Here is a 15,580-nt window from a genome sequence, read left to right on the forward strand (position 1 = left end):
TAAGGTTAGTAAAACAGTGATCCTGAAAAACACGAGTAAGTATATCGCTGATCCGCCTTGATCGAATCATATAAAAAACCGGCATAAAGCCGGCTTTTTCACTTTACTATCAATCACTTGATTTGTGGATCAAGTTCACCTGATAAGTATTTAAGATGCATATCATCTAAAGAGATTGGCTTGATCTTACCAGCTTGACCTGCCGTACCAAATGCTTCGTAGCGAGCAACACAGATCTCTGTCATTGCTTTCGTTGCTTCAGCTAAGTATTTACGTGGATCAAAGTTAGCTGGGTTTAAAGCTAAGTGACGACGAATTGCACCTGTTGATGCTAAACGAAGATCGGTATCGATATTAACTTTACGAACACCATATTTAATACCTTCGATGATCTGCTCTACTGGCACGCCATACGTTTCAGGAATTTCGCCACCGTATTGGTTAATCACTTCTAACCACTCTTGTGGCACAGAAGACGAACCATGCATTACTAAGTGTGTGTTAGGAATACGCGCGTGGATTTCTTTAATGCGATCAATCGCTAAGATATCGTCTGTTGGTGGACGAGTGAACTTGTACGCACCATGTGATGTACCACAAGCAATAGCAAGTGCATCAACCTTAGTTTTACTAACGAAATCAGCGGCTTCTTCAGGATCTGTTAGCATTTGATCAGTAGACAATTTACCTTCAGCACCAACGCCGTCTTCTTCACCTGCTTCACCTGTTTCCAGTGAACCTAAAACACCTAACTCGCCTTCAACAGACACACCACAAGCATGTGCCATTTCAACTGTTTGACGTGTTACATCAACATTGTATTCGTAGCTTGAAGGGGTTTTACCATCAGACATTAATGAGCCATCCATCATAACTGACGAAAAGCCTAACTGGATTGAGCGCTGACATACACCTGGTGAAGTTCCGTGGTCTTGGTGCATTACAACTGGGATATGAGGCCATTCTTCAACGGCTGCTAAAATCATATGACGAATAAAAGGGGCACCAGCATAGGCACGTGCGCCTGCTGAGCCTTGTACAATTACCGGGCTGTTTGTTTTGTCAGCCGCTTCCATAATTGCACGCATTTGCTCTTGGTTATTAACGTTAAACGCAGGTACGCCGTAACCATTTTCAGCTGCATGATCAAGAAGTTGTCGCATACTGATTAAAGCCATTTGGTATTCTCCAAATTGTATCGACAGTAGTTTCCTACTATCTAGTTTGAACGGATAAGTTATTTTTTGATGCATCACTGCATCACGAAAAGCTCGCGCCTACCGTAACAGCTGTAAATAAAACGAGGGTGAGAGGTATTTTATTAACAGCTAAACCAGCGTAATTACCTAATAACTACGCTGGCATACGCACTAATTACTTAGCACGTTCTTCAAGCATAGCAACTGCTGGTAATTTTTTCCCTTCTAAAAATTCAAGGAAAGCACCACCACCGGTTGAAATGTAAGAAACTTTATCGGCAATGCCGTATTTATCAATCGCTGCAAGCGTATCACCGCCACCAGCAATCGAGAATGCACTTGAGTTAGCAATCGCATCAGCAATAGCACGTGTGCCGTTGCCAAATTGGTCAAATTCAAATACACCAACTGGACCATTCCATACAACAGTGCCCGCATTAGCAATGATTTTTGCTAATTGGTTTGCTGTATCAGGACCAATATCGAAGATCATGTCTTCGTCTGTTACTTCATTCACATCTTTTAATGTCGCCACTGCAGATTCTGAGAACTCATTACCTACAACAACATCAGTTGGTACCGGGATTTCACCGTTATTAGCTTTTGCCGCAGCACTTAATTTGTTTGCTTCATCAATTAAGTCAGCTTCAAATAAAGATTTACCTACTGGGTGACCTGCCGCTGCGATGAAGGTATTAGCGATACCACCTCCCGTTACAAGTTGATCAACCACTTTCGAAAGTGAATCAAGTACAGTTAACTTAGTCGATACTTTAGAGCCACCAACAATAGCAACCAAAGGACGAGCTGGGTTATCAAGCGCTTTACCTAGTGCGTCTAGCTCTGCCGCAAGTAGTGGACCTGCACACGCAACATCAGCAAATAAACCCACACCGTGAGTCGATGCTTGTGCACGGTGAGCCGTACCAAATGCGTCCATTACGTAAACATCACATAATGCAGCTAGTTTTTTAGACAGTGCTTCGTCGTTTTTCTTTTCGCCAGCGTTAAAACGCACGTTTTCGAAAACAACCACTTCGTTATCAGCAACGTCTACGCCTTCTAGGTAGTCTTTTTCAAGACGAACTGTTTGCTCAAGGGCATCATTTAAATAATTAACCACAGGGGCAAGCGAAAACGCTTCATCATATTCCCCTTCCGTAGGGCGGCCAAGGTGTGACATCACCATTACTTTAGCGCCTTTTTCTAACGCTAATTTGATAGTTGGTAATGCTGCACGAATACGTGCATCAGAGGTCACTTTACCTTCTTTTACAGGCACATTTAAATCTTCACGAATTAACACGCGTTTGCCGTTTAAATCTAAATCTGCCATTTTAATGACCGACATGGACTTCTCCTTAGTTAACGATACTAATATTATATTTATAAATTATTGGCTTACAGCCATCATCGCACGCGCAGTGTCGAGCATACGATTCGCAAAGCCCCACTCATTATCGCACCACACTAACAACTTTATCAGTCGTTTATGACTAACACGTGTCTGAGTGCCATCTATGATACAAGAATGTGGGTCATGATTAAAATCTACCGATACCAATGGCTCTTCTGTGTAGCTTAAAATACCGTCAAGGCGGTCTTTTGCAGCTAACTTAAGTGCCTGATTGACAGTCGCTAAATTCACATCGGTATTCACTGTTACACTTAAATCCATCGCCGTCACATTGATAGTTGGTACCCTAACAGCAATGGCTTCGAAGCGACTATGAAACTTAGGCAAAATACGCTCAATACCACGAGCAAGCTTTGTATCTACCGGAATAATAGACTGGCTTGCAGCGCGAGTACGACGTAAATCATGATGATACGCATCAATCACTTGCTGATCATGCATCGAGGCATGAATCGTTGTAATAGCCCCAGATTCAATCGAAAATGCGTCATCCAGCACTTTAATTACTGGCACAATACAGTTTGTGGTACATGAACCGTTTGAAACAATCGTATGTTCAGCTTTTAGCTCATCATCGTTAATACCATACACAATTGTGGCATCAACATCAGCATCTGCAGGCTGTGAAAACAATACTTTTTTTGCACCAGCAGCCAAGTGTAGTTCTGCATGTTCACGAGAGTGATACACCCCAGTACATTCAAGAACCACATCAACATCAAGAGTTTGCCAAGGTAGTTCTGCAGGGTTTTCTTCTGCAAATAAGGCTATAGAGTCGTTAGCAACCGTTAAAGTATCTTCGCCAAGATTAACAGGGAATGAAAAGCGGCCGTGAGATGTATCGTATTTAAGGAGATGGGCAATGCCCTTAGGGTCGGCTAATTCGTTAATAGCGACAATTTTGATTTGATCTTCAAGCCCTGATTCATACAGTGCACGGACGATATTGCGCCCGATTCGACCAAAACCATTAATTGCAAGTTTGATTGCCATGAAGAAGAAAATCCACTCTATTTGCTTGCAGATAAAGGCAACTGCCTTTTAGATGGCGGTATTGTAATCGACCTTTGAAGTTTTTATAAGAGGGCAAGGTAAATAAAACTACTTTAACAACCCTAGATGGCTCAATTTTGGGAATCGACCTGAAGAGTTTTTATAAGAGGTCAGCCAAAATAAAAATTGCTTAGCATGTTTTAGATGGCGCAGTTTTGGTAATCGACCTTACACATTTTTATAAGAGGGCAAGGTAAATAAAACTACTTTAACAACCCTAGATGGCTCAATTTTGGTAATCGACCTGAAGAGTTTTTATAAGAGGTCAGCCAAAATAAAAATTGCTTAGTATGTTTTAGATGGCGCAGTTTTGCTAATCGACCTTACACATTTTTATAAGAGGGCAAGGTAAATAAAACTGCGTTAGCAACCTCAATCTTACTTTTTTCCTTTATAGCCAGCGACGAACAGATTTTTTGTATTGCTGGTATGCTGACCCAAACTTCTCTGCCATAAACGTTTCTTCTGGCATAATTTGAAATCGATTCATATAGAGAATAAATACCGGCAGCATTATAAAACTCGCAATATTACCAAGATAAATTCCCCAACCAACTAACATTAATAACATACCTACATACATTGGGTTACGGCTAAATTGATAAACACCACTTGTAACAAGACTCGCCGACTTTTCTGGAATTCGAGGGTCAACGGTCGTGCCTTGCTTGCGAAATTGATAAACCCCTAATAAAGCAAACATCACACCTGAAAATGCTATGAGTAGTGCTACAAAAGGTGATACAAAAAACGAGAAGCTAAAACTCGTAAACAACTCAGCTGTGCCCCACATCATCAATGCAATGATCAGCAGCAGCGCGACTGGAGGAATTTTTAATTCTAACTGATTCACACAAGCTCCCCTACTTTCAATGCCTTACCACGACTAATTTGATGACACTGGGCTAAGAATAACTCGGCCGTTGCCATGGCATCAGTAAGGGCATGGTGCGAGCTGTAATGCGGTAAGTTGTAGCGTTTACGGCATTCGCTAAGTGTTAAATCATCGTGGCCAATTTCGTGGCCTTGCTGGTGCAGGCGTTTTTTTTCAATAACAAAGGTATCAAGAATTAAACGCGCTTTTGCATCTAAGCCAAGCGTTCTGCAGGCCTGTTTTAAAAACCCCCAATCAAGTGCCGCATTATGAAACACTAAAATGCACTCACCAAAATGCTGATGCAGCTTGCCAAGAATGATTTCGAGGCTTTCACCAGTATCTATGTCTTGTTTTGCAATACCGTGATAAATCGGGCTTTGTTCTAAGCTTTGCACGTCTTTATTTATTAAATGCTGCGCACCGCTGAGCTTAATGCACTGATCTTCTATCATTACCCACGCCACTGAGACAATTTCGTGCTGGCGAGGGTCAAGGCCCGTTAATTCCATGTCTATCACTACGTAGCGCTCTTTATAGGCATCGGCTGCCAAGAGTTGCTTACGTGCTAAATACCGACTTAACCAGCGTTTAACCATAACGCCTCCTATAAACTACCGCGAGCAAATTTAAATGCGGCCGCTTGCTGTGCCTGTTTAACCAAATAAAATGCTTCTTTTAATTGATGTCGCTCTAATGAATTCAACGCATTTGGGTTAATACAGTTGCTAGGCAATCCCTCTTCGTTAATTTGCGTACCTAAACGCAGCTGGGTTAAAAAGCGCCAACAGTCTTTTAGGTTATATAAGTCATCTTTATTGAGTAGCGAAAATTTCATTAACGCATCAATACGCTCTTGCGTATTAGCACGCTGAATACCCGCTTTAAGCGAATATAAACGTACTATGTCGTTGATGATCACCACACCGCGTTTTTTTAAGTCGAGGTACTTATGCTGCTTTTCGTCAGTTTCTAATTTAAATTGATTAAACAAACCAATAGGCACTGGCGTATTTTTAATGTCGCTGGCCATAGCTGCATAGAATAAGTCGTTTTTAGAAATGCGTTTTAGCTGCTCACAAAAGCGCGCATATAAGGTGGTTGAGCCTTCAATAAAACGTAGATCAAAAAATATCTTACAATTGAGCATCGCCTCTGGTGTGGGTGAGGTGATCCACTTATGAAACTTTTCTGTCCAAGCATTAATGCCCATACGGCACTGTGCATTGCTCGCCATAATATTGCCAGGGCAACGTTTTATACCGCACTCAATTAAGTGCTCACAGACATACTCGCCCATGCGCTTAAAGTAATCGTGTTGTTCTTCTGTTAAATCATCAGGTAACAACAGGCCATTATCTTGGTCAGAATGCAGTGTTTGTTCTTCTCGCGCTTGTGAACCAAAACAAATAAAACTAAAGCTGGTTGGTGCCGCGCCATTATCTTCTTGGAACAAACGGATCAAACGCGAAGTCAGTGCATCGGTTAAGCCACTTAATAATTTACCAATCAAGGAGATATCATCAATATTGTTTGAAAAACCTTTTAATAAACCGGGTATCTCTTGCGAATAACGCTTTAAGTCAACCACGCTGTGCGCTTTGTAAATTCGCCCAATTAATTGTACTGGGTCGCTTTTTTGCTGACGCAGTAAATCAGTACTGGTGAGCATACCAAGCGGTTTATGATGTTCATCAAGCACTGGTAAATGGTGAATATTATGCTTAAGCATTAAGTGCAGCGCCGAAAACACGCGGTTATTTTCAAAAATAAACTTGGGTTTACACGTCATGATGCTACTTACTGACTCTTGAGGGTCAACCTCATCGGCCAATACGCGGTTGCGTAAATCTCGGTCGGTGACAACCCCAACGAGGCGATCATGTTCAGTTAGCATAATCGACGAAACACCCTGTTGTTTCATTTTTTTAGCGGTTTGACGAATACTTGCATCAGGAGCCAAGGTAACGGCTTTGCGATTCATCAATTCGCAAATTTTCTTCTCCGACCAACTGTCGTTTTGACTTTTATAATGAGACGACAATAAACGGTTTTTGTGGGCGCGAACAAAGTATTGCTCAAACACTTTATACTCACGGCGTAAGTAATCAAATGCCGCTTGGTTTAGCATGTAAACAATGCCTTCCTTTTGCACTGAAATGCTATTTTGAATCGCTTCGCCAGTTAACAGTGAAGGAAAACCAAAGTAATCGCCACTCGATAACTTAGTAATCACATCGCCTTTTGGGTCGACTAAATCATAATCGCCAGAGCGAATTAAAAATAATCTGAGATTATCTGAACTTAACCACTGATTTTGATTTTCGCGGGTCAGATAAATAATATCGAGATGGTTTACAAAATACTCACTGGCAGCACCATCAAGCTGATTAAATGGCGTTTGCTGCATCACAAATTGGGCGACTTCCTGTTGCTCGGTATTCATGGTCATTCTCGCTATAAAATAGAGACAATATCTACACTACCCCTGTTTGAAATAAATAAAAAGCCCGACTTAAGTCGGGCTTTTGAACTTCAAGAGTGTGTTCTTATAAAATGGTTTTATTAGTGCGCGTGTGCTGCGCTCGAACCTTTAGGGTTACGGATACCTTCAACCATTTCTTGGATTTCAACTGGTGTTTCAGCCGTTAGTTTAAGTACGATAGCTGCAACTACAAAGTTAACAATCATACCAACAAGACCGATACCCTCAGGTGAAATACCAAATAACCAGTTTGCAGGTGCATTCAATTCAGGGCTTACGAACTTGAAGTAGATAATATAAGCCGCTGTGAATGTAATACCTGTCACCATACCCGCAATCGCACCTTCTTTATTCATCTTCTTAGAGAAGATACCCATAATGATGGCTGGGAAGAAGCTCGCCGCTGCTAAGCCGAAGGCAAAGGCAACAACCGAGGCCACGAATCCTGGCGGGTTAATACCAAAGTAAGCTGAAATTACAATCGCTATCATCGCAGCTAGGCGCGCTGCTAGTAGCTCTTGTTTGTCACTTATATCTGGTTTTAAGGTACGTTTTAATAAGTCATGCGATACCGAGGTCGAGATCACCAATAGTAAGCCTGCTGTTGTTGATAGCGCTGCTGCGATACCACCTGCTGCTACTAATGCAATCACCCATGCTGGTAAGTCTGCAATCTCAGGGTTTGCAAGTACCATGATGTCGCGGTCAACTTTAACTTCGTTTGCGCTGTTTGGATCATCAATCTTACCTGCTGAGTAGAACATTTTGCCGTCACCATTTTTATCATTAAAGGTGATTAGGCCTGTTCTTTCCCAGTTTTTAACCCAAGCTGGTGCTTCAGCGTACTCTGTACCGCTACCGTCTTTACCGTTAATTGTATCAATCATGTTTACACGAGCGAATGACGCTACAGCAGGTGCTGTTGTATAAACAATTGCAATGAAAACAAGTGTCCATGCAGCTGAGATACGCGTGTCTTTAACACGAGGAACAGTGAAGAAACGAACGATTACGTGCGGTAAACCTGCAGTACCAACCATTAGTGCGCCTGTGATTGCGAATACATCAATCATGCTCTTCGAGCCTTCGGTGTACTGCGCAAAGCCAAGCTCCGTACTGAGCCCATCTAGTTTATCGAGTACAAACTGTCCTGAGCCATCGCTAAGCGTTGCACCAAAACCTGTTTGTGGGAAGAAGTGACCTGTCATCATCATTGAAATGAAGATTGCTGGAACAAGGTAAGCAAATACCAGTACACAGTACTGAGCTACTTGCGTATATGTAATCCCCTTCATACCGCCTAATACAGCGTAGAAGAATACAATCACCATACCAATGTAAACACCGGTCTCAATATCTACTTCTAAGAAGCGAGAGAAAACTACGCCCACACCACGCATTTGACCTGCGATGTATGTGAAACAGATAAAGATGGCACATAAAATTGCAACAACACGTGCAGCTTGTGAGTAATAACGGTCACCGATGAAATCTGGCACCGTGAACTTACCAAACTTACGTAGGTAAGGTGCTAAACAAAGTGCAAGTAGTACATAACCACCTGTCCAACCCATTAGATATACACCACCGTCATAGCCCGCAAACGAGATAATACCCGCCATTGAGATAAACGATGCCGCACTCATCCAGTCAGCAGCGGTTGCCATACCATTTGCTAGCGGCGGTACACCGCCCCCTGCAACATAGAATTCATTTGTTGACCCAGCACGAGCCCAGATTGCGATGCCGATATAAAGCGCGAAGCTTAAACCGACGATAATAAACGTGAGTGTTTGAACATCCATTGCTTAGCTCCTATTCGTCTACGCCATATTTTTTATCTAACGTATTCATTTTGAAAACGTAAACAAAAATCAAAGCAACAAAGGTGTAAATAGCGCCTTGCTGGGAGAACCAGAAGCCGAGTTTAAACCCAAAGAAACGTATCTCGTTAAGTACGTCTACCAGTAAAATACCGAAGCCAAATGACACGACAAACCAAATTGCTAATAATTTAAATAGCAGTGCGAGGTTTTCCGCCCAATAAGCTTTTGCTTGTTCTTCATCTTTAAAAGCCATTTTTTATCCCCTTATGCATTACAAGAAAGTAATGAGTGGTATTAGTTGTCATTAACTAAGTTAGCAAGGGTTCTGATTTATGGAATTGAGACCATAGTCGTAACAGCTAGTTTACGTTTACGTAAACTGCAAAACACCATTTGTTAATGGATGGTAAAAAACAATAATTAACAACAACTTAACCTATAAAGATAAATTTGCGAAATAGCGAAAATAGTAAAAACGAATGATCTGCGACATTAGTCTAATAAAGATACACAAAACAGTACTATTCATTAATTTTCAACAACTTGCATTTAATTAATTATTATTGCAAAAAATCTTGCCATCGAAATCGCGCATAATTCTGGTAAGGTAGTGTTATTACAATAACTACTGAATTTAAACATGACAGCTGCGCTTTTATTTGTTGCACTCGCCTATATTGGCGTGTTGTTTTGGTTGGCAAATTGGGGAGACAAAACCACTCCTCTTGCTAAAAGAATTAGTCACCACCCATTTGTTTATTCTTTTTCATTAGGGATTTACTGTACGTCTTGGACCTACTACGGTTCAGTTGGTACAGCAGCCACCAGCAGTTGGAATTACTTACCTATTTTAATCGGCCCTGCGTTGCTTTTTTTCTTTGGCCAAGGGTTTTTACGCAAATTAGTACTGGTCAGTAAAAAACAAAATATTACGACCATCGCCGACTTTATTTCAGCTCGCTATGGTAAACGGCAAACCACCGCCATTATGGTAACCATTATCGCTTTATTGGCGACGATTCCGTATATCGCACTGCAATTAAAAGCACTGAGTAGCAGCTTCTTACTACTGCAAAACGACGATCGTATTTCTGGCTCTGTGCTGGCCCTTTCGGCAACACTCATTATGGCGATGTTTGCGATATTCTTTGGTACGCGCAAAGTCGATGTAACCGAATATCGCTCAGGGCTAATGCTCGCTGTCGCCTTTGAATCTATGATTAAGTTATTAGCTTTGGTGGCCGTTGCTGGGCTTGCTTTATACACATTATTTAATTTAAGTACTGTGCAAACAGAGCAGCTAACGGGCTCTATTTGGCAACATTGGCAGAACTTCGACTTTTTTAGCTTTAACTTTATCGGCCAGTCATTAATGGCGGCAGCGGCGATTATCTGTTTACCAAGGCAGTTCCACGTGACTGTGGTCGATAACCAAGATAAACGCCACCTTTATACTGCCCGCTGGGCATTCCCCCTGTATTTATTACTGACTGCTGCAATGATTTTCCCTATTGCAACGGCAGCTATACACCCTGGCATTGGCAGTGGCTTCTCACCAGATAGCTTTGTATTAGCCCTACCGCTGATGCACGAAAACGCCTTTTTAACGACCTTTGTATTTATCGGAGGTCTATCAGCGGCTACAGCGATGATTGTTGTAGCCACACTCACGCTCAGTACCATGATTTCAAACGATGTAGTGCTGCCGTTAATGCTGCGTCGTAAGTTTAAACGTAACCTCATTACTAGCAGCTATAAGTCGCAAATCCTGTTAGTGAGACGCTTCACAATTGCTGGCATTTTGATTTTGTCGTATTTCTACCAGCAATGGTTTGGCCATGGTAAAGCGCTGGCTAGTATGGGTTTAGTGGCCTTTTCTTTGGTATCGCAATTACTCCCAGCTATTGTTGGCGGCTTATACTGGCGAAAAGGCCATGCGTATGGGGTTTATGCCGGATTATTAGCAGGCTTTATTTGCTGGGTTTTGTTCTTAATGCTGCCTATTTTAGATGCAGGCAATACCTTAAACGCAGAGCTGCAACAAACACTTATTACTCGTGGCACCCTAATCGCCTTATTTGCCAATATTGGCTGTTACATAAGTTTTTCACTCGGTGCAGATGAGCGTTTAATTGATAAAATTCAAGCAGCTGCTTTTGTTAATCCAAAAGAGCAAGCGGTATTCGCTAGACGTTTAAATAAAAACGTAAAAGCCACTGTTTACGATTTTAAAGTACTGCTGCAAACCTTCTTAGGTGTGCAGCGCTCGCAGCAAGTGCTGGCTCACTTTGCGTTGTCGCATAACTTAGATGACAACAACGCGCACCCAGAACCTGAGTTTATTGCTTATTGTGAGCGCGCCTTAACCGGTGTACTTGGTGCCTCTTCAGCACAAGCGCTGATCCACACGGTTGCTTCTGGTAAACGCATGGCCTTTGAAGAAGTGGTTAACTTTTTTGATGAAACCACACAGGCCCTGCAATTTAATCAAAACTTATTATTTACCTCTCTCGAAAACCTCAGCCATGGTATTTCGGTTGTTGATAAAGAACTTAATTTAGTGGCATGGAATAAGCGCTACGCAGAGATGTTTGCCTACCCAGATGACTTTCTCGAAGTAGGCCAACCAATTGAAGATGTGCTTAGATACAATGCCGAGCGCGGTGAATGTGGCCCCGGTGAAGTTGAACGCCATGTAGAAAAGCGCGTGCAGCATCTTAAAAACGGCACGCCCCATCACTTTATTCGTCACCGCCGTAATGGCCAAGTGTTCGAAATGATTGGTAACCCACTGCCTGATGGCGGCTTTGTAACAAGTTTCTCTGATATTACCACGCATATCGAAACGCAAAATGCGCTTGAAGAAGTAAACATGGATCTTGAAAACCGCATTGAAGCACGTACTCAAGAAATCCGTACTATCAATAAAGATTTACAAGCACAAATCGATAGCCGAGTACAAACTGAGCAAGCACTTACTTTAGCGAAAAAAGAGGCTGAGCAAGCTAATGACAGTAAAACGCGATTTTTAGCCTTAGCTAGCCACGATATTTTACAACCGCTAAATGCAGCGCGCCTATACCTTGCAGCTATTGATGATAAAACCCTTTCGAGCAACAACTTAAATAACTTTGAAAAGCTGGGTGCAAGCTTAGATTCAACGGTGCATTTGATGTCGGCGCTGTTAGAAATTGCCAAGCTCGAGCAAGGAGCAATGACCCCTACTCCGCGTCACTTTAGTATTGATGACATACTTGCCCCACTGAAAAATGAATACGCCATTATGTCGAGCGAAAAAGGCTTAAAACTGACAGTGCGTTCAAAGGGAATTATCGTTCATAGTGATATCACTTACTTACGCCGAATTATTCAAAACTTGGTGTCAAATGCGGTTAAATACACCGATAGTGGCAGAGTTTTAATTGCTTGTCGCAAACGCAAACATCATTTACGGATTGAAGTATGGGACACAGGCCCCGGCATTACAGAAGTAGAGCAAGCGAAAATCTTCAATGACTTTTATCGTATTGAAGCCGGTGATAACAAAGGGGTTGGCCTTGGCTTAGGAGTTGTAAAACGAATGGCCGACTTACTTTCTTTACGTTTAGATGTAAGTTCAACACCTGGCAAAGGTAGCCGCTTTAGTATTGAAGTACCTTATGGTGAAAGCCAATTTATTCAACAAAAAGATACGCCTAAAAAAGGGGTTGAGAACCGCAGTGCAATGAACATTATTGCTGTGGATGATGACCCTGAAAACCTTAATGCCATGGCAAGCCTATTGCAAAAGTGGCAGGCAAATTATCAGCTCTTTGATCAAGTTGAAACCGTGATGGCCTATGCCAAAGAGCACCGAGCGCCCGATGTGATCTTAATGGATTACCAGTTGGGTCATGATTGCGATGGCATCACGCTTATTAAAACCCTAAGAGAAATTTGGCAAAGCCCAGTGCCTGCCATTTTAATCACAGCGGTGCGTGATGAAGCCCTAAAACAGCAAACCAAAGAAGAGCAAATTCATTACCTTAGTAAACCTGTTAAGCCCGCAAAACTTAAAGCACTGCTTAACCACAGTACTTAACCAACGTTTTTAACAACATCGATTTAAGGCAAAGCAGTAGGCTTTGCCTTAAATTTTTGGAACAACCAACTAAGCCCAACTAACGACAAGCCTAAGCCGATAAACGAAATAGCTCGCAGCAACCCGGTTAAGTTTGCCATATCAATCAAGAACACTTTTAACACCACCAGCGCCAATAAGCCAAGGCCGAGCTTTTGTAATACCGTAATGGTTCTTAACTGCCCCACCACAACCACCAAGGCACCGATAACAAGCCAAACTAAAGAATAACTGTAAAGCTCGGCATCTGAGGTTGGCAAAGCAATATTTATAAACTCGCCTTGCCAGTTATGGCGAATTTCCGCATTGATATATAAAACACTCATCACACCTGCAAGTGCTGTAAACAGCTTTTGTAAATAGTGCTGAGATTTAGTCAGTTGGCTTGCCCAAATTGCAATACAGGCGGGGACTAACCAAAGTAATAGTAACCAGTTAATAATCGGCCAACTGCCTATATTTATCGGCTCAAAAAACGGATTTACAGCAGTAAAGCTTTTCAGTATTAGTAAGCCACTCAGTGTTAATAACGCAAAACCTGCTACTTGATAGAGTTTTGCCAATTGCGCAGTAAAGCGTGAACGCAGTAAATAAATACAACCTAATATACCCCAGTTACAGGTTAATAAAATATGCTCATACACAGACAAGTTCTCAAAGTCTGGGTAGTGCCCCACCAACTGATAGCTCGTCTCTGTGGTAAGAAATAAAGCAATACAATGAAGCGTTGCACCTTCTAGCCACACCCGAACAGATTGCTGCTGCCAGTGCCTCGCTGCAAAGTAAAATAAGCAAGCGCAAACTGGGTATACAACCAAACTCCAGTGCACACCGAGCAGCAACGCACCACTGTAATCAGCTGACCAAGGTGCAAAGCTTAACCTAACTAGTAAAGCGCCAACTAAGCTCTTAAGCGGCCAAGTAGGTATGCTGAGTGACTGTTTATTGACATAAAAACTGATCAACAACACTTGCGCAGCAAGCGCTAAGGTCAAGCTGTTGCCTTCAAGGAGCATGGTTAACGCTAAGCTAATATTGGCATTACCGCCAAGCCAGTAACTAAATACCCGCATTGGATTTGTGCTATTAATTGATAACTTAAATAACCAAGCAGACAGTGCCAGTAATACAAAGCACCAAACCGGATACGCCGTCATCAAGGCATGTTCGGGAGTGATGACATATAAGCAACTAATAATCACAAAACTTGAAAGTGAAGCAAGTAAAGCAAAACCTAAGCGTTTAGGGTATTTACGACCAAACAAAAACCCATAACCCGCAAACAAAGCAATAAAAAACAGCCCTGCTCCGTAATTTTGCCGAAATACAAAAAGCTGCTCAGAGTAATCAACAGAATTGTATTGCCCTGTTAGCAAACACATTACACTCACCACAGCTAGTATCAGCCAGTGATCCCATGCACTGTTTTTTAATACCAAAAGAAGCAGTAAAGCCACTAACGACAACATACTAAGCTGCCAAGTAAGCAGATCATTATGACTGATGAGTAAAAGGTAAAGTGGCACGACAACAGCTATCAACAGAGGGTTGTCGGGCAGTTGCTTAAGTAGTGTTTTAAAGCGATGTGGACGGTATTCTATTTGTTTAATACTCAGCCCTAGGCGCGGAATCGCAATTAACAATACGATGCTAAATAGAGCATAAAGATTAATAAACCAATGCAGGTTTTTAGCTGCACTCATCGCAACTAAGTAATACCAGCCTAAATGACCTGCCCATAACAGATACCACAGCCAATGCCGTTTTACGTAATGCGCGACTAGCGAAGCAGAAACACTAACAAAAGCAACATAGGTTAGCAGCGCTATAAAGTCATTGCTCCCGGTATTGACCCAAACCGGGACACTGTAGGCGCCAATAATACCAATGACCGCAAGCACTGGACCAAAACGCAGAGCCATCCAGCTTGCTGCTACAGAAACTAAGGTTAAAATGCTAAATGCAGGTAAAGCTTGCAGTAAGCCATAATGGCTGTAGGCCAGCAAGGTCAATGCAAAACAACTAATAAAGCCGCCACTTGCCAGCGCCGCGGGAATATAGTTGCTAAACCCATCAAAGATAATACCTTTGCGATGTAAAACCTCCGCCGCAACAATTAAGCTCAAACCAAAAATAGCGCCAAGCGTGAGTCGCATGGTTTCAGATAATAAGCCTGCCTCCAGTGAATAGCGGGCTAAAAAGATACCGCCAAAGGCAAGTGCAACCGCTCCTACCCTAGTTAACCAATTGGCTTTGATTTGTGTAACGAGTTGGCTTACTAGCTGATTTAAAGTCGCAGGCTTGGATTTTGTTTGCTCTGGCTTTTTAGGGATAGCCTCAATCGGCTCAATAACGGCTTTCGGCTCTGGTTCAAATTTTGCTGTGTCAGTCAGTTCGGCGTTTGAATTATCAAACTGGTTTGCAGTATTTGCTTGTGGATTATGACTATATGTCGCGTTAAGCTTTACTCGAAGAGCAGCTACTTCTCGCTTTAAACTGGAGAGTTGAAAAAAGGCAAAAATACCCGCAATGGAGCCACCGACAACAACTAGTGCTAGTAATACTAGTAACGCAATACCGCCATCCATACTCTCTCCTTGTGTATG

At 42.2% G+C, this 15,580-nt stretch carries 10 protein-coding genes; 1 reads left to right on the plus strand and 9 read right to left on the minus strand.

Features of this window, described 5'->3' with window-relative positions:
* Nucleotides 1-113 precede the first annotated feature (113 nt).
* The 8 genes from fba to J8Z28_RS14055 all read right to left on the minus strand — a co-directional run bounded on the left by fba (nucleotide 114) and on the right by J8Z28_RS14055 (nucleotide 9,107).
* Complete coding sequence (fba, locus tag J8Z28_RS14020) at nucleotides 114-1,178, minus strand: class II fructose-bisphosphate aldolase (RefSeq protein ID WP_054560883.1); 1,065 nt, start codon at nucleotides 1,176-1,178, stop codon at nucleotides 114-116.
* A 196-nt stretch (nucleotides 1,179-1,374) separates the two neighbouring features.
* Nucleotides 1,375-2,550, minus strand: coding sequence for a phosphoglycerate kinase (locus J8Z28_RS14025; protein ID WP_054551165.1), 1,176 nt, complete (start codon nucleotides 2,548-2,550; stop codon nucleotides 1,375-1,377).
* Between the two features lie 42 nt (nucleotides 2,551-2,592).
* On the minus strand, nucleotides 2,593-3,609 hold the full coding sequence (gene epd / locus J8Z28_RS14030) for an erythrose-4-phosphate dehydrogenase (protein ID WP_054551164.1): 1,017 nt from the start codon (nucleotides 3,607-3,609) through the stop codon (nucleotides 2,593-2,595).
* Nucleotides 3,610-4,060: 451 nt separating this feature from the next.
* Complete coding sequence (locus tag J8Z28_RS14035; protein WP_062564848.1) at nucleotides 4,061-4,522, minus strand: methyltransferase family protein; 462 nt, start codon at nucleotides 4,520-4,522, stop codon at nucleotides 4,061-4,063.
* Nucleotides 4,519-5,142 (minus strand): 3'-5' exonuclease, encoded by a 624-nt coding sequence (locus J8Z28_RS14040; protein WP_062564847.1) that lies wholly within the window; start codon nucleotides 5,140-5,142, stop codon nucleotides 4,519-4,521. The genes J8Z28_RS14035 and J8Z28_RS14040 overlap by 4 nt, the downstream gene beginning before the upstream one ends.
* An 8-nt stretch (nucleotides 5,143-5,150) precedes the next feature.
* Nucleotides 5,151-6,989: a DUF294 nucleotidyltransferase-like domain-containing protein gene (locus tag J8Z28_RS14045; RefSeq protein WP_062565099.1), complete on the minus strand. Its 1,839-nt coding sequence runs from the start codon at nucleotides 6,987-6,989 to the stop codon at nucleotides 5,151-5,153.
* A 119-nt stretch (nucleotides 6,990-7,108) separates the two neighbouring features.
* Nucleotides 7,109-8,833, minus strand: coding sequence for a sodium:solute symporter family protein (locus J8Z28_RS14050; RefSeq protein ID WP_062564846.1), 1,725 nt, complete (start codon nucleotides 8,831-8,833; stop codon nucleotides 7,109-7,111).
* A 10-nt stretch (nucleotides 8,834-8,843) separates the two neighbouring features.
* Entirely contained in the window at nucleotides 8,844-9,107 is a 264-nt protein-coding gene (locus tag J8Z28_RS14055) for a DUF4212 domain-containing protein (protein ID WP_054551160.1), read from the minus strand.
* Nucleotides 9,108-9,494: 387 nt separating this feature from the next.
* Between J8Z28_RS14055 and J8Z28_RS14060 the strand changes: the two genes are divergently transcribed.
* The gene (locus tag J8Z28_RS14060) at nucleotides 9,495-12,935 is read left to right on the plus strand and encodes a PAS domain-containing hybrid sensor histidine kinase/response regulator (protein WP_062564845.1); all 3,441 of its coding nucleotides are present in this window, start codon (nucleotides 9,495-9,497) and stop codon (nucleotides 12,933-12,935) included.
* Nucleotides 12,936-12,958: 23 nt separating this feature from the next.
* On the opposite strand, the gene J8Z28_RS14065 is transcribed toward J8Z28_RS14060, so the two are convergent.
* Complete coding sequence (locus tag J8Z28_RS14065; protein WP_250659644.1) at nucleotides 12,959-15,562, minus strand: DUF2339 domain-containing protein; 2,604 nt, start codon at nucleotides 15,560-15,562, stop codon at nucleotides 12,959-12,961.
* Between the last annotated feature and the right edge of the window lie 18 nt (nucleotides 15,563-15,580).

This window comes from Pseudoalteromonas sp. SCSIO 43088, assembly GCF_023650795.1.
GTDB lineage: Bacteria > Pseudomonadota > Gammaproteobacteria > Enterobacterales > Alteromonadaceae > Pseudoalteromonas > Pseudoalteromonas shioyasakiensis.

Coding starts and splice junctions, on each gene's coding strand:
- fba (WP_054560883.1), bottom strand. CDS start 1,178: ATGGCTTTAATCAGTATGCGACAACTTCTTGATCATGCAGCTGAAAAT.
- J8Z28_RS14025 (WP_054551165.1), bottom strand. CDS start 2,550: ATGTCGGTCATTAAAATGGCAGATTTAGATTTAAACGGCAAACGCGTG.
- epd (WP_054551164.1), bottom strand. CDS start 3,609: ATGGCAATCAAACTTGCAATTAATGGTTTTGGTCGAATCGGGCGCAAT.
- J8Z28_RS14040 (WP_062564847.1), bottom strand. CDS start 5,142: ATGGTTAAACGCTGGTTAAGTCGGTATTTAGCACGTAAGCAACTCTTG.
- J8Z28_RS14045 (WP_062565099.1), bottom strand. CDS start 6,989: ATGAATACCGAGCAACAGGAAGTCGCCCAATTTGTGATGCAGCAAACG.
- J8Z28_RS14050 (WP_062564846.1), bottom strand. CDS start 8,833: ATGGATGTTCAAACACTCACGTTTATTATCGTCGGTTTAAGCTTCGCG.
- J8Z28_RS14055 (WP_054551160.1), bottom strand. CDS start 9,107: ATGGCTTTTAAAGATGAAGAACAAGCAAAAGCTTATTGGGCGGAAAAC.
- J8Z28_RS14060 (WP_062564845.1), top strand. CDS start 9,495: ATGACAGCTGCGCTTTTATTTGTTGCACTCGCCTATATTGGCGTGTTG.
- J8Z28_RS14065 (WP_250659644.1), bottom strand. CDS start 15,562: ATGGATGGCGGTATTGCGTTACTAGTATTACTAGCACTAGTTGTTGTC.